The 24152-nt window shown below is 68.9% G+C and carries 23 protein-coding genes; 14 read left to right on the plus strand and 9 right to left on the minus strand.

Annotated features, from left to right (window positions below; translation table 11 throughout):
- Positions 1–23: 23 nt before the first annotated feature.
- The 3 genes from ACZ7MX_RS30700 to ACZ7MX_RS30710 all read left to right on the plus strand — a co-directional run bounded on the left by ACZ7MX_RS30700 (position 24) and on the right by ACZ7MX_RS30710 (position 2614).
- Positions 24–665 (plus strand): NADAR family protein, encoded by a 642-nt coding sequence (locus tag ACZ7MX_RS30700; RefSeq protein WP_472136778.1) that lies wholly within the window; start codon positions 24–26, stop codon positions 663–665.
- Positions 666–776: 111 nt separating this feature from the next.
- Positions 777–1799 carry an adenosine deaminase gene (locus ACZ7MX_RS30705; protein WP_472136780.1) on the plus strand — a complete coding sequence of 341 codons (1023 nt, stop codon included), beginning with the start codon at positions 777–779 and terminating at the stop codon, positions 1797–1799.
- 170 nt (positions 1800–1969) lie between these two features.
- Positions 1970–2614, plus strand: coding sequence for a DUF2690 domain-containing protein (locus ACZ7MX_RS30710; RefSeq protein WP_472136782.1), 645 nt, complete (start codon positions 1970–1972; stop codon positions 2612–2614).
- A gap of 33 nt (positions 2615–2647) precedes the next feature.
- Here ACZ7MX_RS30710 and ACZ7MX_RS30715 read toward each other — a convergent pair whose 3' ends face one another.
- Together ACZ7MX_RS30715 and ACZ7MX_RS30720 are read right to left on the minus strand one after the other, a co-directional pair.
- Entirely contained in the window at positions 2648–3829 is a 1182-nt protein-coding gene (locus ACZ7MX_RS30715) for an ABC transporter substrate-binding protein (RefSeq protein WP_472136783.1), read from the minus strand.
- A gap of 146 nt (positions 3830–3975) precedes the next feature.
- A complete protein-coding gene (locus ACZ7MX_RS30720; RefSeq protein ID WP_472136785.1) occupies positions 3976–5430 on the minus strand; it encodes a gamma-aminobutyraldehyde dehydrogenase in 1455 nt (484 codons plus the stop codon).
- A 200-nt stretch (positions 5431–5630) separates the two neighbouring features.
- Here ACZ7MX_RS30720 and ACZ7MX_RS30725 point away from each other — a divergent pair, with 200 nt between their 5' ends.
- The 4 genes from ACZ7MX_RS30725 to ACZ7MX_RS30740 all read left to right on the plus strand — a co-directional run bounded on the left by ACZ7MX_RS30725 (position 5631) and on the right by ACZ7MX_RS30740 (position 9593).
- Positions 5631–6104 (plus strand): Lrp/AsnC family transcriptional regulator, encoded by a 474-nt coding sequence (locus ACZ7MX_RS30725; RefSeq protein ID WP_018087114.1) that lies wholly within the window; start codon positions 5631–5633, stop codon positions 6102–6104.
- Between the two features lie 2 nt (positions 6105–6106).
- Positions 6107–7468 (plus strand): aspartate aminotransferase family protein, encoded by a 1362-nt coding sequence (locus tag ACZ7MX_RS30730; protein WP_472136787.1) that lies wholly within the window; start codon positions 6107–6109, stop codon positions 7466–7468.
- A 230-nt stretch (positions 7469–7698) separates the two neighbouring features.
- The gene (locus tag ACZ7MX_RS30735; RefSeq protein ID WP_393566516.1) at positions 7699–8439 is read left to right on the plus strand and encodes an ABC transporter ATP-binding protein; all 741 of its coding nucleotides are present in this window, start codon (positions 7699–7701) and stop codon (positions 8437–8439) included.
- Positions 8421–9593, plus strand: a complete 1173-nt coding sequence (locus tag ACZ7MX_RS30740; RefSeq protein WP_472136789.1) for a hypothetical protein — start codon at positions 8421–8423, stop codon at positions 9591–9593. The genes ACZ7MX_RS30735 and ACZ7MX_RS30740 overlap by 19 nt, the downstream gene beginning before the upstream one ends.
- A 438-nt stretch (positions 9594–10031) precedes the next feature.
- On the opposite strand, the gene ACZ7MX_RS30745 is transcribed toward ACZ7MX_RS30740, so the two are convergent.
- Positions 10032–10484 (minus strand): RidA family protein, encoded by a 453-nt coding sequence (locus ACZ7MX_RS30745; protein WP_472136791.1) that lies wholly within the window; start codon positions 10482–10484, stop codon positions 10032–10034.
- A 119-nt stretch (positions 10485–10603) separates the two neighbouring features.
- On the opposite strand from ACZ7MX_RS30745, the gene ACZ7MX_RS30750 reads away from it, so the two are divergent.
- The 5 genes from ACZ7MX_RS30750 (at position 10604) to ACZ7MX_RS30770 (ending at position 15803) form a co-directional block, all read left to right on the plus strand.
- Positions 10604–11011, plus strand: coding sequence for a MarR family winged helix-turn-helix transcriptional regulator (locus ACZ7MX_RS30750; protein WP_467577597.1), 408 nt, complete (start codon positions 10604–10606; stop codon positions 11009–11011).
- 1 nt (position 11012) lies between these two features.
- Complete coding sequence (locus ACZ7MX_RS30755) at positions 11013–12167, plus strand: LOG family protein (RefSeq protein ID WP_472136793.1); 1155 nt, start codon at positions 11013–11015, stop codon at positions 12165–12167.
- A gap of 161 nt (positions 12168–12328) precedes the next feature.
- Positions 12329–13393 carry a DMT family protein gene (locus ACZ7MX_RS30760; protein ID WP_472136795.1) on the plus strand — a complete coding sequence of 355 codons (1065 nt, stop codon included), beginning with the start codon at positions 12329–12331 and terminating at the stop codon, positions 13391–13393.
- A gap of 575 nt (positions 13394–13968) precedes the next feature.
- Complete coding sequence (locus ACZ7MX_RS30765; protein WP_472136797.1) at positions 13969–15123, plus strand: sensor histidine kinase; 1155 nt, start codon at positions 13969–13971, stop codon at positions 15121–15123.
- The gene (locus ACZ7MX_RS30770) at positions 15117–15803 is read left to right on the plus strand and encodes a response regulator (protein ID WP_472136799.1); all 687 of its coding nucleotides are present in this window, start codon (positions 15117–15119) and stop codon (positions 15801–15803) included. The genes ACZ7MX_RS30765 and ACZ7MX_RS30770 overlap by 7 nt, the downstream gene beginning before the upstream one ends.
- 135 nt (positions 15804–15938) lie before the next feature.
- Here ACZ7MX_RS30770 and ACZ7MX_RS30775 read toward each other — a convergent pair whose 3' ends face one another.
- The 6 genes from ACZ7MX_RS30775 to ACZ7MX_RS30800 all read right to left on the minus strand — a co-directional run bounded on the left by ACZ7MX_RS30775 (position 15939) and on the right by ACZ7MX_RS30800 (position 23387).
- On the minus strand, positions 15939–17027 hold the full coding sequence (locus tag ACZ7MX_RS30775; RefSeq protein ID WP_472136801.1) for an ABC transporter ATP-binding protein: 1089 nt from the start codon (positions 17025–17027) through the stop codon (positions 15939–15941).
- Positions 17028–18677: an ABC transporter permease gene (locus tag ACZ7MX_RS30780; RefSeq protein ID WP_472136937.1), complete on the minus strand. Its 1650-nt coding sequence runs from the start codon at positions 18675–18677 to the stop codon at positions 17028–17030.
- Between the two features lie 56 nt (positions 18678–18733).
- Entirely contained in the window at positions 18734–19810 is a 1077-nt protein-coding gene (locus ACZ7MX_RS30785) for a thiamine ABC transporter substrate-binding protein (protein ID WP_472136803.1), read from the minus strand.
- Positions 19811–20067: 257 nt separating this feature from the next.
- Positions 20068–21174: a dual-specificity RNA methyltransferase RlmN gene (gene rlmN, locus ACZ7MX_RS30790; protein WP_030413730.1), complete on the minus strand. Its 1107-nt coding sequence runs from the start codon at positions 21172–21174 to the stop codon at positions 20068–20070.
- A 217-nt stretch (positions 21175–21391) separates the two neighbouring features.
- The gene (locus ACZ7MX_RS30795; protein WP_472136805.1) at positions 21392–21964 is read right to left on the minus strand and encodes an RICIN domain-containing protein; all 573 of its coding nucleotides are present in this window, start codon (positions 21962–21964) and stop codon (positions 21392–21394) included.
- 787 nt (positions 21965–22751) lie between these two features.
- A complete protein-coding gene (locus tag ACZ7MX_RS30800) occupies positions 22752–23387 on the minus strand; it encodes a TetR/AcrR family transcriptional regulator (protein ID WP_472136807.1) in 636 nt (211 codons plus the stop codon).
- 79 nt (positions 23388–23466) lie between these two features.
- Here ACZ7MX_RS30800 and ACZ7MX_RS30805 point away from each other — a divergent pair, with 79 nt between their 5' ends.
- Complete coding sequence (locus ACZ7MX_RS30805; RefSeq protein WP_472136809.1) at positions 23467–23694, plus strand: hypothetical protein; 228 nt, start codon at positions 23467–23469, stop codon at positions 23692–23694.
- Entirely contained in the window at positions 23691–23903 is a 213-nt protein-coding gene (locus ACZ7MX_RS30810; protein ID WP_472136811.1) for a hypothetical protein, read from the plus strand. The genes ACZ7MX_RS30805 and ACZ7MX_RS30810 overlap by 4 nt, the downstream gene beginning before the upstream one ends.
- Positions 23904–24152: the final 249 nt, after the last annotated feature.

Genomic DNA, 24152 nt, shown 5'->3' on the forward strand with positions numbered 1-24152 from the left:
GTGCCCGCTGACAGAATCCCGGCATGATGCACGACAGCACGGGGAGCGACCCGGGGCGGGCCCCGGAGGTCGCCGGGGGGATCATGGACGGGCGCGTCGCGGACGGGCCGCGCTCGGTCGAGGACCTGCGCCGGGAGACATCCACCGGCAAGCGCCCGAAATACGTGTTTTTCTGGGGCCACCGCCCGCGTCGCGACGGCGGCCTGAGCCCGAGCTGCTTCAGCCAGTGGTGGCCGGCCCCCTTCACGGTCGACGGGATCACCTACGCCACCGCCGAGCACTGGATGATGGCCGGCAAGGCCCGGCTCTTCGGCGACGCCGAGGCGGAGCGGCAGGCCGTCGCGGCCGGCCACCCCAAGCAGGCCAAGGACGCCGGCCGGAAGGTCCGGGGCTTCGACGAGGAGACCTGGCGGCGCCACCGCTTCGCCCTGGTCGTCGAGGGCAGCCTGCACAAATTCGGCCAGGACCCCGCCCTGCGGGACTTCCTCCTGGGCACGAACTCCCGGGTCCTGGTCGAGGCCAGCCCGCTGGACCGCATATGGGGCATCGGCCTGGCCGCCGACGACGAACGCGCCGCGGCCCCGGAGCACTGGCGCGGGCTGAACCTGCTGGGCTTCGCCCTGATGGAGGCCCGCCAGCGGCTGCGCGAGGACGCGGCGGCGTAGCGGGAGGGCGTCCCCGAGGGCAGCCTCCTGGCCCGTCACCGCCCGGCATAGCATGACGGGGCCGACCGGGCCGTTCCGCTCACCCCGCCCATCCCTGACCAGGAGGATCCGTTGTCCGATCTCGATGCCTTCATCGCGGGCCTGCCCAAGGCGGAGCTGCACGTCCACCACGTCGGCTCGGCCTCGCCGCGGATCGTCTCCGAGCTGGCCGCCCGGCACCCGGACTCCGCCGTCCCCACCGACCCCGAGGCGCTGGCCGACTACTTCACCTTCCGCGACTTCGCGCACTTCATCGAGGTCTACCTCTCCGTCGTGGACCTGATCCGCGACGCCGAGGACGTCCGGCTGCTGACGTACGAGGTCGCCCGGGACATGGCGCGCCAGCAGATCCGCTACGCCGAGCTGACCATCACGCCGTTCAGCTCGACCCGCCGCGGCATCCCCGATGCCGCGTTCGTCGAGGCCATCGAGGACGCCCGGAAGTCCGCGGAGTCCGAGCTGGGTGTGGTGCTGCGCTGGTGCTTCGACATTCCCGGCGAGGCCGGCCTGGAGGCCGCGGAGGAGACCGCCCGGATCGCCTGCGACCTGCGGCCCGAGGGGCTGGTGTCGTTCGGGCTCGGCGGACCCGAAATCGGCGTCCCCCGCCCGCAGTTCAAGCCGTACTTCGACCGCGCGATCGCCACCGGACTGCACTCCGTACCGCACGCCGGCGAGACCACCGGCCCCGGCACGATCTGGGACGCGCTCCGCGACCTCCGCGCCGAGCGCATCGGGCACGGCACCAGCGCGACCCAGGACCCCGCGCTGCTCGCCCATCTCGCCGAGCACCGCATCCCGTTGGAGGTCTGCCCCACCTCCAACATCGCCACCCGCGCGGTCCGCACCCTGGACGAGCACCCGATCAAGGAGATGGTCGACGCGGGCGTCCTGGTCACCATCAACAGCGACGACCCGCCCATGTTCGGCACCGACCTCAACACCGAATACGCCGTCGCCGCCCGGCTGTTGGGCCTGGACACCGCCGGGCTGGCCGCCCTGGCCAAGAACGGCGTCGAGGCCTCCTTCATGGATGCCCCGGCCAAGGCCCGGCTGGCCGCCGAGATCGACGCGTACACCGCTTCCTGGCGCGGCTGACGGGCACCTCCGGCCACTGACGGCACCACGGTTGCCCCCTGACGGCGGCGTTCCCCGACGCGGGACGCCGCCGTCACCGCCGACACGACGACCGGATCCGTCCGCGTCATATCAGGCCAATCGCCCTATCCTGCCCTCCTGACGAAGAGTCACCCAGCGCAGGAGGTCGCGTGCCCGGCTCACGAGGCGATGCGGATGATCCCCACGGCGGGACGGACCACTCGGGAACGAGCCCGCGTACGGCTCCGCCCCACGAGCGCTCCTGGCTGAAGCGGCACGGCCCCGAGACGCTGATCGGTTCGGTGATCGTGGCCGCGGTGACCACCGTGCTGACCGTGACGATCCCGCTGCTCGCGGGCGGTGAACGGGACGACGAGCGCGACGGCGCGGCCGGTCCCGTCCACGCCCCGTCCGCCGTCACGTCCGCGACCGAGCCCCCGACCTGCACGATGATCGACTGCGACGGCCTCGACCCCAAGGACACCCACTGCGACCGGGGCGCGGTCACCCTGGCCCGGGAGCTGGCCGGAAGCATGCAGGTCTCGGTCCGCTACAGCCCCGGCTGCCACACGGTCTGGGCCAAGCTGACCGGCGCCGAGAAGGGCGACACGATCGAGATCGCCACCTCCCCGACCAAGAAGGAACGCAAAGCGGTACGCACCGGGCACACCCAGTACACGGCCATGCTCCCGGCCGGCAGGACCTTCTCCGCCCAGGCCATCGGCACCAGCCTCAAGGGCCAGCCCTCCCACGACCTCCCACCGGGCCACCAGGTCCCCGTCGGAGCCGGCCAGAACGACATTCCGCCGCTCTAGACGCGGCGCCCCCGCCGCGCTCCGCGCCCCTCCCTACAGCCCTACGATCCCGTTCCACTCCTTCGCGAACTCGGTCCGCTCCTTGGACGTGATGTCCCGGGCGATGGCCAGCCGCTTGCGCATCGCGTCGTCGGGGAAGATCAGCGGGTCCTCGGCGAGCGCGGCCCGCTCCTTGTCCTTGGAGGAGGCCAGGACGTCGCGGGCGGCCGGTACGGGACAGACGTAATTGACCCAGGCGGCCAGGTCCGCGGCGACCTCCGGCGCGTAGTAGTAGTCGATCAGCCGCTCCGCGTTGCGCTTGTGGTCGGCGAGGTTGGGGATCATCAGGCTCTCCGCCCACAGTTCGGCGCCCTCCTGGGGCACCACGAACTCGATGTCCGGGTTGTCCGCCTGGAGCTGGATCACATCGCCGGAGTAGGCCTGGGCGGCGAGCACGTCCCCCGAGTCGAGGTCCTTGATGTAGTCGTTGCCGGTGAAGCGCCGGATGTGGCCCTGGTGGACCAGGCCCCGGATCTGGTCGGTCATCCGGTAGAAGTCGTCCGCCGTCCAGCGGGTGATGTCGACCCCGTTTCCCTGCATGAGCAGGGCGAACGCCTCGTCGAGCCCGGAGAGCAGGGTGACCCGGCCGCGCAGATCGGGCTTCCAGAGGTCCGAGGTGTGCTTGATCTCCCGGCCGAGCTTCTTGCGGTTGTAGGCGATGCCGGTGATCCCGGACTGCCAGGGCACCGAGTGCAGCCGGCCGGGGTCGAAGTGCGCGGTGCGCAGCAGCGGATCGAGGTACGTGGCGACGTTCGGCTGGGCGGCGCGGTCCATCTTCTGCACCCACCCGAGCCGGACGAACCGCGCGCACATCCAGTCGCTGATGACGATCAGGTCGCGGCCGGTGCTCTGGTGGTTCATCAGCGCCGGGCTGATCTTGCCGAAGAACTCGTCGTTGTCGTTGATCTCCTCGGTGTACGTGACGGAGATCCCGGTGCGGCGCTGGAACGCGTCGAGGGTGGGGCGCCGCTCCTTGTCGTGGTCGTCGACGTCGATGTAGAGCGGCCAGTTGGCGAAGACGATCTTCCGGTCCCGCCCGGAACGGTCCGGGCCCCCGCGGTCCGCGGCCTCGACGTAGGCGGGCGGCACCCCGCATCCGGTCAGGGCGGCCAGCGCCCCCGTCACACCCGTTGCGCCCATGCCCCGGAGCAGCGTCCGCCGCGAAAGATCAGCCATGACGAGCACTCTCACGTGCCGCGGGCGGAGGCGGCAAGCGACAGAGCGTCAGTTGCCGGGCCTCCGCCCGCGACGGTGTGTCGAGCGTTCCGTGCCGCTCGACGGTGGGGATCCCCCGGGTCGGCCGGTCAGGCCGGCCGGGCCGCTCAGTCGTTGAGCGAGGTCATCACGTGCTTGATGCGGGTGTAGTCGTCGAAGCCGTAGGCCGAAAGGTCCTTGCCGTAACCGGACTTCTTGAATCCGCCGTGCGGCATCTCGGCGACGAGCGGGATGTGGGTGTTGATCCACACACAGCCGAAGTCGAGGCTCTTGGACAGCCGCATGGCGCGGGCGTGGTCCTTGGTCCACACCGAGGATGCCAGCGCGTACTCGACGCCGTTGGCCCACTCCACCGCCTGCTTCTCGTCGGAGAAGGACTGGACGGTGATGACCGGGCCGAACACCTCGTGCTGGACGATCTCGTCGTCCTGCTTAAGACCCGAGACGACGGTCGGGGCGAAGAAGTAGCCCTTCTCGCCGACCTGCTCGCCGCCCGCCTCGATCTTGGCGTGCGCGGGCAGCCGCTCGATGAAGCCCTTGACCTGCTTGAGCTGGTTGGCGTTGTTCAGCGGGCCGTAGAGCACGTCCTCGTCGTCGACCGCACCGGTCTTGGTCTCCGCGGCCTTCTTGGCGAGCGCGGCGACGAACTCGTCGTGGATGGACTCCTGGACCAGCACGCGGGTGGCGGCCGTACAGTCCTGGCCGGCGTTGAAGTAGCCGGCGACCGCGATGTCCTCGACGGCCTTGGCGATGTCGGTGTCCTCGAAGACGACGACCGGGGCCTTGCCGCCCAGCTCCAGGTGGACCCGCTTGAGGTCCTTGGAGGCGGACTCGGCGACCTGCATGCCGGCGCGCACCGAGCCGGTGATCGAGGCCATCGCCGGGACCTCGTGCTCGACCATGAGGCGGCCGGTCTCACGGTCACCGCAGAGGACGTTGAACACGCCGCGCGGGTGGCCCAGCTCGTCCAGCACGCTGCCGATGATGTCGGCGATCAGCACCGTCGAGGCGGGGGTGGTGTCGGACGGCTTGATGACGACGGTGTTGCCCGCGGCCATGGCCGGGGCGAACTTCCACACGGCCATCATCATCGGGTAGTTCCACGGCGCGACCTGGGCGCAGACACCCACCGGCTCGCGGCGGATGATGGACGTGAAGCCGTCCATGTACTCGCCGGCCGAGCGGCCCTCCAGCATCCGGGCGGCACCCGCGAAGAAGCGGATCTGGTCCACCATCGGCGGGATTTCCTCGGAGCGGACGAGCGCGATCGGCTTGCCGCAGTTCTCCGACTCGGCGGCGATCAGCTCCTCGGCGCGCTCCTCGAAGCGGTCCGCGATCTTGAGCAGGACCTTCTGCCGCTCGGCGGGGATCAGGTCACGCCATACGGGAAAAGCAGCCTCGGCCGCGGCCATCGCCGCGTCCACGTCGGCGGCACCCGAGAGAGGGGCGGTGGCGTATGCCTCACCCGTCGCGGGATTGACCACCTCCGTGGTCCGCCCGTCGGCGGCGTCCCGGAACTCCCCGTCGATGTAGTTGCGCAGACGACGCAGTGCGGTGGTCACTGTGCGCCCCCTTCAGTCAGATGTGTCCGGTGGTTGGGAACCACTGTCCGGTGGTTTGGCACCACCCTAGCCGCGGAACCCACGTTTTCAACACACCCGCCACTCGGGAACAACGGAATCAGTGAAATTCTGCTCGCGACACGACTAATTTCATCGATTTAGGGTTGCAAGACTGTCGAGGCTCGTGCACAGTGAGGGACGTGGCCACTCGTGACAGAAACGGCACTCCGTCGATCGACTCCGTCTCCCTGGCGATCATCGAGCAGCTCCAGGAGGACGGGCGCCGTCCGTACGCCGCGATCGGCAAGGCCGTAGGCCTGTCCGAGGCGGCCGTGCGGCAGCGCGTACAGAAACTGCTCGACCAAGGCGTGATGCAGATCGTCGCGGTCACCGACCCCCTCACGGTCGGTTTCCGTCGGCAGGCAATGGTCGGCATCAACGTCGAGGGTGACCTCGACCCCGTGGCCGACGCCCTGACGACCATGGAGGAGGTCGAGTACGTCGTCATGACCGCAGGCTCCTTCGATCTCATCATCGAGATCGTCTGCGAGGACGACGACCACCTTCTGGAAATGATCAACAAGCGGATCCGCACGCTTCCCGGCGTTCGATCCACCGAGAGCTTCGTGTACCTCAAGCTCCGGAAGCAGACCTACACCTGGGGAACGAGATAGCAATGAGCGCCGACCTCTCCAAGACGGCGTACGACCACCTGTGGATGCACTTCACCCGCATGTCGTCGTACGAGAACTCTCCCGTGCCCACGATCGTGCGCGGTGAGGGCACCAACATCTACGACGACAAGGGCAAGCGCTACATCGACGGCCTCGCCGGCCTCTTTGTGGTCAACGCCGGACACGGCCGGGTCGAGCTCGCCGAGACCGCCTACAAGCAGGCGCAGGAACTGGCCTTCTTCCCTGTGTGGTCCTACGCCCACCCCAAGGCCGTCGAGCTGGCCGAGCGCCTGGCCCAGCACGCCCCGGGCGACCTGAACAAGGTCTTCTTCACCACCGGTGGCGGCGAGGCCGTCGAGACCGCCTGGAAGCTGGCCAAGCAGTACTTCAAGCTCACCGGGAAGCCCACCAAGCACAAGGTCATCTCGCGTGCGGTCGCCTACCACGGCACCCCGCAGGGCGCCCTGTCGATCACCGGCCTGCCGGCCCTGAAGGCCCCCTTCGAGCCGCTGGTCCCCGGCGCGCACAAGGTGCCGAACACCAACCTCTACCGCGCCCCGATCTTCGGTGACGACCCGGAGGCCTTCGGCCGCTGGTGCGCCGACCAGATCGAGCAGCAGATCCTCTTCGAGGGCCCCGAGACCGTCGCGGCAGTCTTCCTGGAGCCGGTGCAGAACGCCGGTGGCTGCTTCCCGCCGCCGCCCGGCTACTTCCAGCGGGTCCGCGAGATCTGCGACCAGTACGACGTGCTGCTCGTCTCCGACGAGGTCATCTGCGCCTTCGGCCGTCTCGGCACGATGTTCGCCTGCGACAAGTTCGGCTACGTGCCGGACATGATCACCTGCGCCAAGGGCATGACCTCGGGCTACTCCCCGATCGGCGCCTGCATCATCTCCGACCGCCTGGCCGAGCCGTTCTACAAGGGCGACAACACCTTCCTGCACGGCTACACCTTCGGTGGCCACCCGGTCTCCGCGGCCGTCGGTATCGCCAACCTCGACATCTTCGAGCGTGAGGGTCTCAACCAGCACGTCCTCGACAACGAGGGCAACTTCCTGAGCACCCTGCAGAAGCTGCACGACCTGCCGATCGTCGGTGACGTCCGCGGCAACGGCTTCTTCTACGGCATCGAGCTCGTCAAGGACAAGGCCACCAAGGAGTCGTTCAACGACGAGGAGACCGAGCGCGTCCTCTACGGCTTCCTCTCCAAGGCCCTGTACGACAACGGTCTCTACTGCCGGGCCGACGACCGTGGCGACCCGGTCATCCAGCTGGCCCCGCCGCTGATCGCCGACCAGCCGGTCTTCGACGAGATCGAGCAGATCCTGCGCGCGGTCCTCACCGAGGCCTGGACCAAGCTCTGATCATCGCGTCACCTCCCGTTTCGCTGATGCGGAGCTCCCAGATACACAACTGAACACCCAGCGGCTCAGATTCACTCACTTCAAGCCATACGAGTGAATCTGGGCCGTTGTGCTGCCAAGCGGCGAATACCGGGGGTCAGCACTCCTTACCGTGCTAGTGACCGATACCCTCCATGGTCGTTCACCCGGTCGGGGGAACGAATCGACGCGAACAAGCAAGAGGTGCGCAGATGGTGGCCCCGCCTGACAACGACGTTCTCTGGGCCCGCGGCCTGCACCACACGTACGGCGGGACCACCGCCCTCGCCGGAATCTCGCTCGGCGTCCGCGAGGGTGAGATCCTCGCCGTCAACGGCCCGCGCGGCAGCGGTAAGACCACCCTCCTGAAGTGCCTCTCCGGTCAACTCGTCCCGACCGAGGGCGAGGTCTGGTTCAACAGCGCCCCCGTGCACACCCTCTCCTCCCCCAGCCGCGAACGGCTGCGTCTCGACCGGTTCGGCTGGATCGACACCGAACCTCACCTCGTTCCCGAACTCACCGCCTGGGAGAACGCCGCCCTCCCCCTGCTGCTGCGCGGCACCGGCGCCCGCTCCGCGAAGCACACCGCGATCGAATGGCTCGACCGCCTCGACGTCGGCATGTGCGCCCGCCGCCGCCCCGCCCAGCTCGACCAGTCCCAGCGCCAGCGCGTCGCCATCGCCCGCGCCCTCGCCACCACCCCTCAGGTGCTGTTCGCCGACGAGCCGACCGCCCCCCTGCACCACGCCGACGGCACCCAGGTCCTGCGCACCCTGACCACCGCGGCCCGCTCGCACCAGATCACCGTGGTCCTGGCCACCCACGACCCGGACATCGGCACGCTCGCCGACCGGTCCGTCGCACTTCTCGACGGCCGCCAGTCGACCGCCGCACCGGCCGGCGCCGGCTCCCCCGACGAGGAAAGCAGGGCAGCGTGCTCGCTCTCCGTCTAGCCCGCGGCTCTCACCCCGTCGTCCTGCTGCGCCGCCTCCTCGTGACCACCGCCGCGGCCGGCACCGGATTCCTCATGCTGTCCACCCTCGGCCACGCCGCCGGCCACCCGGCCGCGGCCGAGGAATCCGTCGTACGGCTGCTGTGGTGCGCCGCCCCGCTCGCCGCCACCGCGCAGCTCGCGGTCTCCACGGCCCGCACCGACCCGGCCGCCCGCCTCCAGCGCGGCATGACCGCCGCCGGCCTGGGCCCCCTCCGTCTCACCCTCCTCGCCACCGCTTCCACCGCGCTGACCTGCTTCCTCGGCGTCCTCCTCTCGCTGCTCGTCTTTCTGCGCCTCCGCGGCGACCTCGGCGGCACGGACACCGCCCGCTCCCTCGGCATCGACGCCGACCTGCTGGGCGCCGGTCACCCTCTGCCGCTCGTGGGAGCCCTCCTCCTGCTGGCCCTCGTACCGCTGACCGCGTCCGCCGCGACCGCCGTCTCCCTGCGCCCCCGCGACGACGCCGGGTCGCAGGACGCCGAGCCCCGCCCCCGGACCGCTCCGCCGTCCGGCCTCCCCTGGGGCATCGCGCTGGCCGCTGCGGGCCTGGCGATCGAGGCTTACACCAGCCCCGCCTCCAAGGCCCACGGCGGACTGCTCCCCCTGCCCGGCCGGCTGATCGGCAGCCCCCCGGGCGTACTGGGCGGCTGGGCCCTGTCGGCCCTGGGCCTGGTCCTGGCCGGCCCCGGCCTGGTGCATCTCTGCGGCCGCCTCCTGTGCGCCGGCCGACCCGGCGCCCTGCGCCTCCTTTCCGGACGCGTCCTCCAGGAGGAGTCCCACCGGCTGGGCCGCCCGCTGGGCGTCCTGTGCGCGGTCGCCTCCGCCGCCTACGTCGCCGTCAAGGTCTACGACTCTGTTCCCTCCCGCCCTTTCGGTCCCCTCACCGGCGTCGGCGCAACGGTCGTCCTCGCCTGTGTCACCGCCAGCGCCCTGACCGCCGCCCTGGAGTCCCGCTCGGCCCGCGCCCGGACCACGGCCGCCCTGCGCCGCTTGGGCGCCTCCGCCTCCGTCCTCCACCGTGCCGCCGCTCTGCGCACCCTGGTCGTCTTGATCGTCCTGGTCCCCCTTACCTGGACCGTGGCTGAAATGGCGACGCTGCCGTTGATGCATTGAGCCGGCGGGAGGGCTGAGCATGAGCTGGTCATCCAGTTGTGCATTGAGTTGACGGATGAGCTGTGGGTTGTGCTGGCGTTCAGCTGGGGGTGGGGAGTTGGGCGGTGGTCGGGGGTGCGGGTCCAGCCGGTGAGTGGGGACTCCTGAAGCCGGGGTGTGCGGCCTCAATCAGGTGGCGGTCAGGCTGTGGGCGTCAGGTGATGGAACCGGTGAGCCAGTTGGCCTGTCTGCGGCGACGTCAGGTGGGCAGGGCACGGCGGTGGGTGCCCGGTGGCTGACGGAGTGCGTCGTGACAGCGCGGTGCGTGCACGCATGCCGTACACGTCTGGCCCATATGGCAGTCCCCTGAGGCAGTGCCCCTGAGTAGGGCCCTCCGCCTCGAACCACGTTACCCAGGGTGGGGCGATGACGGGCTTGCCTCACCCGAGCGCCCCGCAGTCAGCGGCGGTCCAGCGCCGTGACCTCCACCTCTATTCGCCAGTCCGGTTGGGCCAGCGCTGACACTTCCAGCAGCGTGTCGGCGGGATAGGGCTCGGACAGGAACTCCTCGCGCAGCGTGATGACATGGTCGAGGTGGGCCGCCATGTCCGTCACGAAGATGCCGACCTTGACGACATCGGCCAACGAAGCACCCGCCGCGGCCAGGACCCGTTCGACGTTCGCAAAAGCCTGCCGGCCTTGTTCCAGGAAATCGTCCGAGACGGTCCGCCCCTGCTCGTCGATTCCCGCCTGCCCCGAGACGTGGATCAATCCGCCCGCCCTGATGGCCTGTGAGATCTTGTATGGCTCGTACCAGTCCGGCACGGTGGCGATCCGCTCGACCTCGGTCGCGGTGGCGGTCGCCGTCGCGGTCGCCGTCCGAGCCTCGGTTGCCACATTCTCCGTCACCATCTTCGTCTCCCCCCCTAGTTCCATGCGCATGCATCACTTGCATGCACATACATAAGTTTCGGGCGCATGTACGCTGCTGTCAAGGGCCCAGCGGAAAAAGGCAGAAGGGGCGGATGGCGATGGACGCGGAGCACTGGGACCGGCTCGGAGCACTGCACACGCGCGTCGAGCAGGAACTGGCAAAAGCCCTGCAGCAGCACCACAGCATCGGACTGTCGGAGTACCGCGCGCTGGCCCGGCTGGCCGAGGCGGGCGACGGCGAGCTGCGGATGCAGGAACTCGCCGATCTCATCGGTCTCAACCAGAGCTCGGTGAGCCGGCTGGCCTCGCGCCTGGAGTCCTCCGGCCTCACCCGCCGTGACCTGTGCCCCGACGACCGGCGCGGCGTGTACAGCGTGATCACCGAGGAAGGCCGCAAGCTGCAGAAGAAGGCACGGCCGACGTACGACGACGCCCTGCGCGCCGCCCTGGACTCCGCGGCCGCCGACCGTAACCTTCGTCCCCTGGTGGAGTCCCTGCGGCCCTAGCATGGCGGGCGTGCACCGGAATTCAGAGTCCCCAGCATCCGACCGTCACCCCGAACGCGACCGTGAGATCGAGTCCCTGGAGGAGTTCGACCGGGTCGCTTCCACCGGCAACCTCGCCGGCTACCGCATCCAGTCGGTCGACCTGACGGACCGTACGTTCGCGCTCCTCAGCACGGACACCACGGAATCCGTGTTTCTCGGATGCGCCATGGAACCGGACGCGGCGGCCAAGGTACGGGCCGGCGGCGCCTTGGTCTTCCCGCCCATACCCGACCTGCCGTTCGATCCTTATCGGGGCAGCTTGTACGGGCCGGAGGAGCTTTTCGAGGGACTGGTCGACGCGGGCTACGACACCACCCCGGACGCACTCACCTATTACTGGTACCAGAACACCAAGTCGGACGGCGACATCTTCGCGTCGATGCTCCGCAGCATCCACGACGACGCGGTCTCCGACGCCCTCGACGAACACCTTGCGGGCGCACAGGTGGTGGGCATCATGGGCGGACATGCGCTGGAGCGTGGGTCCGCAGCGTATGCAGGGGCGGCCCGGCTCGGTCGCCGCCTCGCGCGCGACGGCCTGACCGTGGCGACGGGTGGTGGTCCGGGCGCGATGGAGGCCGCGAACCTCGGCGCGTATGCCGCGCCCTTCGAGGACGAGATGCTCGATTCCGCCCTGGAGATTCTTTCCAAGGCACCGCACTTCGGCCCGTCGATCACCGACTGGGCGCGTGCCGCCTTCGACGTACGCCGGAGCCGGCCGGGCGGCGGCTCCTCGGTCGGCATTCCGACCTGGTTCTACGGACACGAACCGCCCAATGCCTTTGCGTCCCACATCGCCAAGTACTTCGTCAACGCGGTGCGCGAGGACGGCCTGCTGGCACGCTCGAACGCCGGCGTCGTGTTCCTGCCCGGCGCGGCGGGGACCGTCCAGGAGATCTTCGACAATGCGACCCCGAACTACTACCAGTCGCGGGGCGAGCCGACCCCGATGGTGCTGGTGAACCGCGCGCACTGGACCAAGAAGCTGCCCACCTGGCCCCTGCTCCAGGCCCTCGCCGCGGACCGCCCCATGGCTACCCGGATCGCCCTTGTCGACTCGGTGGATGAGGTCCCGGACGCGCTCGTCCGCCTGAGGGGCGGGGCTTCATCCTGAGCGAGGGGACGTTTTCCGCCTGGCCAGCCGAAAGACGAACGGGCGCTCCTGCCGGCGACGCGTGATCCGTTTGCCCGCCGAGGCAACTCCCCTCCCGAAATGGACGTCTGCCAAGCAGGCAATGAACAGGTAATGCAGACAGCGGGCGAACGGAGCTCTCGGTGATCATCGGCCTTCTGACGGCGGTGGCGGCCTCGGCCTGCTATGGCACGGGCTCGGTCCTACAGGCGGTCGGCTCCCGTAAATCCGCCCGCCAGGAGGCGGCCAAAGCCTCCACCACGGGCGTCACCCAGCACGGCGGCCCCAGCCTCTCCTCGACCGCCAAAGCCGCCGTGACCTGGGAATTCCTGGTGGGCTCCGTGCTGGACTTCATCGGTTTCGGGCTCGGCGCGCTGGCGGCCCGGCTGCTGCCGCTGTTCCTGTCCCAGACCGTGATCAGCGCGAACCTCGTGATCACCGCCGTTCTGAGCATCAAACTCCTCGGCATCCGGCTCAGCAAGGCCGAGTGGGGCTCCATCGGCGTGGTCTGTTCCGCGCTGGTGCTGCTCGCCACGGCCGCAGGCCCGGAAGGCAACGGCCACACCCCGATCGCCACCCACTGGTGGCTGCTCGCCGCCTCCGTCCTGCTCATGGGAGGCGGCACCTTGATCGTTCGCCTCATGGGCGGACGGGCTGCAATCTTCGCCGGTCTGCTCTCCGGTCTGGGCTTCGGTGCCCTCGGCGTCGGCGTACGGGTACTGAACGGCGCTGATCCCTTCCATCTGCCGTCCATGCTCGCCGACCCCGCCCTGTACGCGATCCTCGTCGCGGGTCTCGGCGGAATGTATCTGCACACCGTCGCCCTGCAGATCGGTTCGGTGAACGGCGCCACGGCGGCGCTCGTGGTGGGCGAGACCGTGGTCCCCGGCATCCTCGGCGTCCTCTGGCTCGGTGACTCCTCCCGTCCGGGATTCGCCTGGGTCGCCGTCCTCGGTTTTGTAGTGGCCGTGGCCGGAGCGGTCGCGGTCGCTTGGTTCGGCGAGCCCGAGCCGGACGGACCCCACACTACGACGGCGTCCGCGGCACGCTCGAGCAGCGGGGTGGACAAGGAGCTGGGATCCTCGGGACCGGGGGCGCCGGCAGCAGCGAACAGGGCTCTCCCCGACGGTGCCGCGCCTTCTCCCGGTCACGAGCAGACACCGGGCGCGGCGAGGGAGGTCCGGCCCAGCGCCGAGCGCAGCCAATAGCCCTCTCATCCTGAGGCCAGTCATCACGCCAGAGCGTCGTAGGAGTCGGCCCCAGTCGCAGTCTCACTCCGACCTGCCTCGGGCACGCCCTTTCTCCCTCCCTCAGTCGCACGGAGTCAGGGGCGGTCAGCATGGCGTTGAGGTATTTCGCAACGGCATGTCGACTGCGACCGACTGCCATAGGACCGACCTCGCTTGCCGGCGAAGCATGGGGAGTGCCGGCCCCCACCACACCCGGCCGTGCCGCGAGTCTGCGACGCGTGCCGGGCCGAGGGTGACGATTGCGCTGGCGCTCTGTCCCCACTTCTCCCCGGGCGAGCCCGCGCGCCGTCCACCATGCAGCCCGCACCAGGCCGGCTTCACCAGCCAAGGCGTCGGCAACTGCCTTACATATAAGGGGTATCGGTAGCCCATCATTCCTCCGTCCTCGCGTGATCACGAGGCTACGGAGTGCCGGCCCGCGGGGCGTCAACCGAGCAACTGAACCTCGGCGTCAACCCGTGGCATGACATGCGGTGGAGAGATCAACCCGTGCGGCGACGCTGCGGCAAGCCGCCATTTTGAAAAATATCGGCATGAGCAAATCTCTCCAGCAGCGGCTGCGCGAGTGGATCGCGTCGCCCTCATACCCCTGGATCACCGGCGGAGCGCTGACGGCGTTCGCTGCCGCGGAACTGGTGGTCGTGCCGCGGCACTCGCTGGTGATCGTGCTCGCGGTGCTGGCGTCCACCGCGACTCTGGCCTGGCGCCGTTCGTACCCGGCGATCGCGGTCCTCGCGGTAGTAGCGGTGCAGGTCAGCTTCGCGGCCGGCAGCGACCTCTATATCGCGGCCACCATGAGCGGGCTGATCAGCTGCTACACCCTCGGGCGTCGCAGAGTTGCCCACCCCGCGGTCGTTGTCGTCGCCGGCTCGGTTCTCTCGCTCATCGTGAACCAGTGGCACATTGCGACATGGGGATGGCCCGCCTACTCCCCCAGTCTGTACGCCGAGTGGTTCGTACTGACCGTGGCGATCCTGGCGGCGGTATCGATGGGTGATGCGGTGCGTGCACGGGAGGAGACGCGTCGGGAGCGCGCCGCGACACAGGCCCGGTTGGTCGAGATGGAGCGGCAGCAGGCCGCCGATGCCGAGCGGGCGGCGATCGCGCGCGAACTCCACGATGTCATCTCGCACTCGGTCTCGATGATCGCGGTCCAGGCCGAGAGCGCCACCTACACCACGCCTGGTCTCTCGCCGCAGGCGCGCGAGGGTTTTCAGCAGATCGCTGCCTCCGCCCGCTCGTCGATGACGGAGCTGCGCCGGCTGCTGGGCGCCCTGCGGACCGGGCCCGATGACAAGGCAGGCACGGCTCCCCAGCCGACCCTCGACGCACTGGACGACCTCATAACACAGCACCGCTCGGTGGGCGGTGAGGTCGAGCTGCGCATCAGCGGAGAACGCGTCGCGCTGCCCACCTCCTGGGAGCTGTCCGCATACCGCATCGTGCAGGAGGGGCTGACCAACGTGCGTCGACATGCTCCGGGGGCTCATACGGTGGTGGAGATCGGCTACTGCTCCGACCGGCTGGCGGTGCGCATCGCGGACGACGGACCAGGTCCGGTGGGTGCAGCCCGCACCGGCCACGGGCTGGTCGGCATGCAGGAGCGGGCGGCGCTGCTCGGCGGGGAGCTCACGGCCGGGCCCGGACCCGACGGCGGCTTTCTCATAGAAGCGGAAATCCCTTGGTGATCAGAGCAATCGTCGCTGACGACCAGGCGGTCGTCCGCACCGCATTCGTCAATCTGCTGGGCACCCAGGACGACATCGAGGTGGTCGGTGAGGCCGAGGACGGGGTCCAGGCGGTGCGTGTCGCCGCGGAACAGCGGCCCGACCTGGCACTGCTGGACATCCGCATGCCGCACAAGAACGGCATCGAGGCTGCTCGTGAGATCACCCGGGCGTCCGGCGGCACCACCAAAGCGCTGATGCTGACGACGTTCGGTCTCGACGAGTACGTCTATGACGCCCTCGCGGCCGGGGCCAGCGGCTTCCTGCTGAAGGATGCGACATTCCCGGAACTCCTCCATGCCGTAAGGGTGGTGGCGGAGGGGAAGGCCCTTCTCGCACCGGAACTGACGAAGCGGCTCATCGCGGCCTTCATCAAACAGCGCGCGGCACCGGTGCCCGTCCGCACGGTCGAGGAGTTGACCGGCCGCGAGGTGGAGGTGCTCGTCCAGATCGCCCAGGGGCTTTCCAACGCGGAGATCGCCGAACGACTGACGATCACCGACCACACCGTCAAGACGCATATCAACCGGCTGTTCACCAAGATGGGTCTACGTGACCGCGCTCAAGCGGTCATCCTCGCCTACGAGTTGGGCCTGGTCGTCCCGCAGGGCCGCCGACCGGACTCCCTTCCCCACGCATGACCAACAAACCACCCCTGAGCGAACGACAACGACCACCTCAAGGAGCACTCCATGGCCATGGCAGAGGCACAAGCACAGGCTCAGACACAGGAGCGGCCGCACACCGGACGTGCACAGCTAGACCACACCCGCCAGTTATTCCGCCGGGTTCGAAGCGTCCCGTTCCATAGCGTCCAGGACCACGACATCCTGTGCGGTGAACGCGATCCCCACGCGCTCTCCCACCTCCGGCGCCTCGCGCAGGGCGCAGGCCGCCTCCAACTGCGGTCCACCAGAGGGCTGGAGCAGCAGGGCGACGTGGGTACCGCGGAAGGTGCGGGCCGCGACCCTACAGGGCAGGCCCTCGGGCGCGGGCATCAGCCGCACACCGGCCGGACGTACGAGCAGCCGGCACGGTCCGTCCGGGGTCCCGTTCGGGATCGGCACCTTGCCCCACGGGGTAACGGCCGCCTCTCCTTGCACCGTCGCCTCGACCACGTTGTCGAAGCCGAGGAAGCGGGCGACGAATTCAGAGGCCGGGCGCTGCCAGACCTCCAGCGGGGTGCCGGTCTGCGCGATCCGGCCCTCCTGCATCACCACGACCCGGTCGGCGAGCGCGAAGGCCTCACCCTGGTCGTGAGTGACGGCCAGTACGGTCGTCCCCAATTCCTGGAAAAGGCGGCGCAGTTCGACGACCAGCCGTTCGCGAAGACCGCGGTCGAGCTGACCGAGCGGTTCGTCCAACATCAGCAGGCGGGGGCGCGGGGCGAGCGCGCGGGCCAGTGCGACCCGCTGCTGTTCACCGCCGGACAGGGACGCCACGGCGCGCCGCTGAGCGCCCGGGAGCCCGACAAGGTCGAGCAGTTCGGCGACCGTACGGTCCCGGTCGGTGCGCGCGGTGCGTCGCATCCGCAGCCCGAAGGCAACATTGCCCGCGACGTCCCGCTGCGGGAAAAGCTGGTGGTCCTGAAACATCAGGCCGACCCCGCGCCGGTGCGTGGCTACTCCCGCCTGGTCCCGCCCTTCCAGCAGCACCCGACCCGCGTCGGCCTGCTGGAGACCGGCGACCACCCGCAGCAGGGTGGACTTGCCACTGCCGCTCGGGCCCAGGACGCACACGATTTCGTGCGCGGCGACGTCCAGGTCCACCGAATCCAGGGCGGGACGGTCGGCGGGGCCGAAGCGGACGGTCACGCCATCCAGGCGCAGCAGGTCTGGCGCAGTGATCTCGGCCCGTGCGGTCATCTAGAACTCCCCGGGGTGGTTGATGCGGATGCGCTCCAGGACCAGCAGGGCACCGGCGCAGACCACCATCAGGATGGTCGAAAGGGCCATCGCCTGCCCGTAGTTGAGCTCTCCGGCACGCCCCAGCAGCCGTGCCACGGCCACCGGAAGGGTCGGGTGGTCCGGCCGTGCGATGAAGACCGTCGCGCCGAATTCGCCGAGCGACACGGCGAAGGCGAACCCTGCGGCGATCAGCATGGCCCGCCGCACCATCGGAAGATCGACCTCGCGCCATACCCGCCATGGCGAGGCACCGAGGACGGCGGCGGCTTCGCGCAGTCGCCCGTCGACCGCCTTCAGGACGGGCAGCATCGTCCGGACCACGAACGGCACCCCCACCAGCGCCTGGGCGAGCGGGACCAGCCACCAGGAGGCACGCAGGTCCAGAGGCGGCTTGTCGAGGGTGATCAGAAAGCCGAAGCCGACGGTCACCGCGGAGACACCGAGGGGCAGCATCAAGAGGGCGTCGAAGCCCCGGACGAACCGGTTGACCACGGGTGTCCGCCCGGAGGGGCTCCTGCGGAGCCGAGGCAAGGTCAGGGCGGCGGCCGCCAGTCCGCCGATCACCAAGGCGATCAGCGTGGCCGCGGCTCCGTAGGCGAGGGAATTCCACAGGGCGTCGAGCGGGGCGACGGCGAAGGTGCTGTCGGCGGACGCGGCGGAGCGCAGGGAGTCGTAGAAGATCGTCCCGTAACCGTCAGGGCCGGCGAACGACCGCTCGACGAGCACGATGAGCGGGACGACGAGCAGCACGGCGATGATCAGGAGGTTGGCCCACAGGAGCGCCCATTGGCCGCGGCCGCGCGGTCGACGGGTGGCTTGCGCGGCGTCCACGAGCCGGAGTGCGGTTTCCCGCCGGCGCACCGTCCAGGCGTGCAGCGCGAGGACGCCCAGTACCGCCGCGAACTGGATCATGGTGAGGACCGCGGCTGTCGGCAGGTCCAGGAAGTCCGCGGTCTGCCGGTAGATCTCCACCTCCAGCGTCGAGAAGGTGGGGCCGCCCAGGATCTGGACCACGCCGAAGGAGGTGAAGGTGAAGAGGAACACCATCAGTGCGGCCGCCGCGACGGCCGGCCCCAGTGCGGGCAGCGTCACCCGTCGCCAGGCCGCGAACCGCCCGGCGCCCAGTACCCGCGCGGCCTCTTCCTGACGCGGATCGAGTTGCCCCCACAGCCCGCCGACGGTCCGTACGACCACGGCGTAGTTGAAGAAGACGTGCGCGAGCAGAATCGCCCACACCGAGGTGTCCAGGCGCAGGCCCCAGAGTTCGTCCAGCAGCCCTCCACGGCCGACGAGGGCCAGGAAGGCGGAGCCGACGACGACGGTCGGCAGCACGAACGGCACCGCCACCACCGCACGCAGCAGCTGTTTGCCGGGGAAGTCGAAGCGCGCGAAGACGTAAGCGCCGGGCAGTGCGATGAGCAGCGTCAGGCCGGTGGAAGCCGCTGCCTGCCAGACGGTGAACCACAACACATGCACGATGTCCGGGTCGGTCAGTACGGCTCCGAGCCGGCCGAGCTGCCACTGTCCGCCGTCCTTCAGTCCCCGGCCGACGATCGCGGCCACCGGATAGGCGAAGAACAGCGCGAAGAAGGCGAGCGGCACCGCCATCAGGCCGAGCCGCACCGCCGTTCCCCGCGCGGGGCGCGTGCGCCGCCGGGTGTGGACTACTTCAGAACGAGCGAGGACCACTGCTTGATCCACTGTTCACGGTTCTTGGTGATCGTCTCCGGCGGCAGTGTCGTCGGCTTGTCGATCTTGGTGCCGTACTTGGTGAACAGCGTGGGCACCTTGGCGTCCTTGCGCGCCGGGTTGACGAACATCTTCAGCGGTTCGTCCTCCTGGAACTTCTTGCTCAGGAGGAAGTCCAGGAGCGCCTTGCCGCCCTTCTCGTTCTTCGCGCCCTTGAGCAGACCACCGAATTCGATCTGCCGGAAGCAGGTGCCGGTCGCCACCCCGGTCGGAGCCTCCTTGGGGGCGGGCTTCTTACCGAGGACCTCGGCCGGCGGGCTGGAGGCGTAGGAGACGACCAGCGGCTTGTCGCCCTTGCCCGCGCCTGCGGCGGAGCCCGAGAAGCGGTCGTTGTACGCCTGCTCCCAGCCGTCGACGACCTCGACGCCGTTGGCCTTGAGCTTCTTCCAGTAGGTCTGCCAGCCGGCGTTCCCGTACTTGGCGATGGTGGCGAGTTGGAAGGCGAGCCCCGGAGAGGAGGTGGCGGAGTTCTCCGTGACGAGCAGGTTCTTGTACTGCGGCTTGGTCAGATCGTCGAGGGTGGTCGGCGGCGCGAGCTTGTGCTTGGCGAAGTAGGCGCGGTCGTAGTTCACGCAGATGTCGCCGTAGTCGAGCGGGGTGACGCGGTGCCGGCCCTTGTCGAGCTGCAGGGCGGCCGGGACGTTGTCCAGGCCCTTGGCCTTGTAGGGGGTGAACAGCCCCTCGTTCAGTCCCCGCGAAAGGAGAGTGTTGTCGATTCCGAAGAAGACATCGCCCTGGGGGTTGTCCTTGGACAGGATCGCCTGGTTGACGGCCTTGCCGGCATCCCCGCCCTTGACGAAGTTGACCTTATAGCCGCTCTCCTTCTCGAAGGCGGCCAGGACGGATTTGGAGACAGCGAACGAATCATGACTGACGAGCGTGACGGTCTTGTCGTCCGCACTCGCGCCGCCCGAGCCGCCGCATGCGGCAAGCGTGGTCATACCGACCGCGGCGGCGAGCGCTGCCGCGGTGATCCTGCTGGTGGTGCTCACTGATTTCCTCCTGGCTGGCCAGGAAGAGACGCGGCCCCGCCCGGTGTCCTCGGCTCTCGACGTCGGGGGACGTACGGAGGGGACTCAGGGCGGGGCGCAACAGCATGAGTGACGACCGAACTTCCTACCCGGAATGACCCGGGCGAGGTTCAAGGGTCTGCGGGCACCGTATGGCTACGACGCTTCCGCACTCTCAGCGCTGTGGCGCTCCCCTGTCGGAATGTGCATTTGTTCGATCACACGGTACCAGCGGACAGTCAGCGTTCCGAGGCGGCGAGCTGCCCGCAGGCGCCGTCGATCTCCTGACCGCGGGTGTCCCGGACGGTCACCGGAACCCCGTGCGCCTCGATGGCCTGGACGAACGCCCGCTCGTCCTCGGGGCGCGAGGCGGTCCACTTCGACCCGGGCGTCGGATTGAGCGGAATGAGGTTCACATGGACCCGCTTGCCCTTGAGCAGCCGACCGAGCAGGTCACCGCGCCATGCCTGGTCGTTGATGTCGCGGATCAGGGCGTACTCGATCGAAATCCGGCGGCCGGACTTCTCGGCGTACTCCCACGCCGCGTCCAGCACCTCGCGGACCTTCCAGCGCGTGTTGACGGGGACGAGCGTGTCGCGCAGCTCGTCGTCCGGGGCGTGCAGCGAGACGGCGAGGCGGCACTTGAAGCCCTCGTCGGCGAACCGCAGCATTGCCGGGACCAGACCGACCGTGGAGACGGTGATGCCGCGCTGGGAGAGGCCCAGTCCATCGGGCTCCGGGTCGGTCAGCCGGCGGATGGCGCCGACCACCCTCTTGTAGTTGGCCAGGGGCTCGCCCATGCCCATGAAGACGATGTTGGACAGCCGCGCCGGGCCGCCCGGCACCTCACCGTCGCGCAGTGCCCGCATCCCGTCGACGATCTGGTGCACGATCTCCGCGGTCGAGAGATTACGGTCCAGCCCGGCCTGGCCGGTCGCGCAGAACGGACAGTTCATCCCGCACCCGGCCTGCGAGGAGATGCACATGGTGACCCGGTCCGGGTAACGCATCAGGACGGACTCGACGAGCGTGCCGTCGTGCAGCTTCCACAGCGTCTTACGGGTGGTGTCGTCGTCGCAGGAGATGTGCCGTACGACCGTCATCAGGTCCGGCAGCAGCTCGCTCGCCAGCTTCTCGCGGGCTGCCGCCGGGATATCGGTCCACTGCGCCGGATCGTGCGCATAACGGGCGAAATAGTGCTGCGACAGCTGCTTGGCGCGGAACGGCTTCTCACCGATCGCGGCCACCGCCTCGCGGCGCTCGACGGGGCTGAGGTCGGCAAGGTGCCGCGGCGGCTTCTTGGCCCCGCGCGGCGCGACGAAAGTGAGTTCTCCGGGTGCAGGCATGGTTCGTCCAGTGTCGCAGATCGTCTTGGGCGGCCCAGGTGCGATGAGCGACGAGCTGGTCACCGTCAGTCGTCATGTGGTCATGTCGCCATCCAGAGTCGTGGTCGTTGGTCGATCTGGCGCGCACCCCGGCTGTCGACGAGGGCTGGCCGATTCGCCGACAGCCGGCTACTTCGGCGGGCGGTGGAATGCTTCCCCGACGACTCTGCCGACCCGTTCAGTCGATGATTCCGCCGACCCGACGCAAGATCCAACGGCGCGACGGATGTGTGTCGCAGGTGAACTGGACGAGCGTGACGTTGTTGTCGGTGGAGACACCGCCCGCAACCGTCATGCACTTGCCGGTCTGCGCGTTGACGAGCTGGAACGAGTTGCCGTTCTGGTTGGTGATGATCCAGCGGCGCGAGGGGTGCGTATCGCAATTGAACTGGACGAGCTCGACGTTGTTGTCGGTGGAGACACCGCCGGCGACGGTCGCGCACTTGCGGGTCTGGTCGTTGACGATTTGATTGGACCGGCCGTTGCTGTTGGTGACGATCCAGCGACGCGAGGGATGCGAATCGCAATTGAACTGGACGAGCCTGAGGTTGTTGTCGGTAGAGACGCCGCCCGCGACCGTCGCGCACTTTCCGGTCTGCGCGTTGACGAGTTGGAAGGTCCCCGATATTCGCGCCGGCGCACTGCCCGTGGCCGACTGTGCGGCCGCGCCATCGGGAAAGAGCATGACGCCCCCGGCCACAAGAACTGTCGATGCCGTCAAAAGGCGGCGCGTCCGGTTGTTTTTGCGCATAGGAATGCCCTCTCGTAACTTCTGCGAGGAGGTGAGAAGGAATTACGTTGTCTCGTCCGCCGGCCCTGTTCCAGGGCCTCTGCGAAACGAACTTCGGTGCAGCGTCGACGGCTGACAGTGGGCCACCGGTAGAGGCGCGGCAGCCCTTCCCACCATCGAAGCACGACTCGCACAGATCGGCAGCCGGTAAGACCTGGAGCTCGCGCCGAGGCGCTGTGCCTCTTCACCTTTCGACAAGGAGGCCATCATGGCTCAGCTCAGCTGGACGGCTCGCTGGCTGACTGAGCTACGGCACGCCGGTCCGTCCACTCCGGCCCCGGCGGATGCGTGCCGCAGCGGTGAGGGGCGAGTGCGCCACACGTTCCGCGTCTTCGGGTGTCAGCGCAATCTCTTAAGCCCAAAGCACCGCCAGACGAACTGTGCCATCGAGCGCATTCGTCGCTACGTCCCGTCTACCTCAACGTCGTTGCCGGAGACACCGGTAGCGTTCAGGCCCAGGTCAGCGCTGAAAGTACTCATGCGCAAAAACCATCACGTTCGCATTCCATATTCCGCATTCCGTATTCCGCATGCGTGACCGCGCCTCCTTTCCCTTGGCACGCCCCTCCCCTCAAGTGGTATAGCCAATTCTGCAACGAGCCATGCCGGCAAGTAACTTGCCACCAAGGCGGTCGACTTGTCGTCCGGCACGAAGGAGCGCTTTCGTCCCTGGACGACCTCACCCGGAGCGATATCGAGGACCCGAACGATCGGCTCTGTCGCCAAGCCCTCCCAGCCCCCTACGCCGTTACCCCTGCCCCTCCCCATCCCCCGCCAAGTCCCCCAGGTGGGCCGCCAGTACGGCGGTGCAGATCTGTGGACTCAGGACGTCGGGGTTGCGTACGGCGCCGAGGCCCAGGCCGTCGAGGAGGGCGGTCAGGCGCTCGGTCTCGATGTCCAGGTCGCGGCCCGGGCGCAGGGTGCCGGACTCGTCGAGGCGGGTCAGGACGCGGCGGATCAGTCGTCGGGCGCCGGCGGCGGCCTGGTCGGAGAGGTCCTTGAAGGCCGGGTTGGTGCGGGCTGCAGCGTTGAAGTCGAGGAAGACGGTGACCTCGGCGCGGCGGCGTTCGTCGAGGGGAAGGAGTTCGGCCAGCAGACCGGCGGCAAGTCGGAGGCGTTGCGCGGGTGGATGCCGGCTCAGGTCTCCGATGTGCTCGACGTGGCGGAGCAGTCGGTCGGTGAGGCCGTCGAGCATCGACTGCATGGCGAAGTCCATCAGTTCCTGCTGGCTGGCGAAGTAGTGGCGCAGGGAGCCGATGTTGAGTCCGGCCTCATCGGCGACGGCGCGCAGCGAGGTGCGCTGCAGACCGTCCCGTACGACGACTCGGAACAGGGCGTCGACGACCTCGCGGCGGCGGGCGTCCGGATCCACGACCTTGGGCATGACGCCTTTCTATCACGTTGTATCACGGCCGTGATAAATTGTTTTGTGTCACACCTGTGATAGAAAACGGGAGGCTCCGGTGGAGACGTATCTCAACCTCATGCTCATCAGGTTCGGCGTGATCGCGGGCGGCATCGTGGTGCTCGCTCTGGTGGCCTTCGGCGTGGCCGTGTTCCTCAAGCGCACGGGCCGGCTCGACGAGGCACGCCGCTATGCCGACCCCGCTCTACGGGCCGCACTGCGCATGGCAGCCCGGCGGCTTGAGGGCGGGGCCGGCCGGACCCGGCGGCGGGACGGCCGGCGATGACCGGGCCCACCCCAAAGGCGCCTGGCCTCGCCCTGGACGCGCCCCCTCGCCATCTGGCGGCGTCCGATCTCGCCCACCATCTGCTGATGGATGTCGCCGTCAAGATCCTCATCGTCGTCGTGGCCCTGGTGGTGCTCGGGCTGGGGATGACGGTGATCTGGAGGCGAGTCGGCCGGCCGGACGAACGGCAGCGGAAGGGGGACGAGTGAGGGGAGGGGGAGGGGAGAGGTACGGCGTCCGGACGCTTTCTTCCCTGCGAGGCAGCGCACACGTATATCACCCTGAGCACGCCGAGGCCAGGCATCCAGCCCAGTACGGCAACCCACCCGCGGCAGTGGCTGACTACCCCGCACCCGCCCACCGCCCGCACTCCCACACTCCCACGCAAAAGCCCCCTGCCAGCACAAATGCGCTGGCAGGGGGCTCCGGCTCGTTCTCGTCGGCTCGGGAGCCGGGCG

It is taken from the genome of Streptomyces sp. NPDC107765 (genome assembly GCF_055657085.1).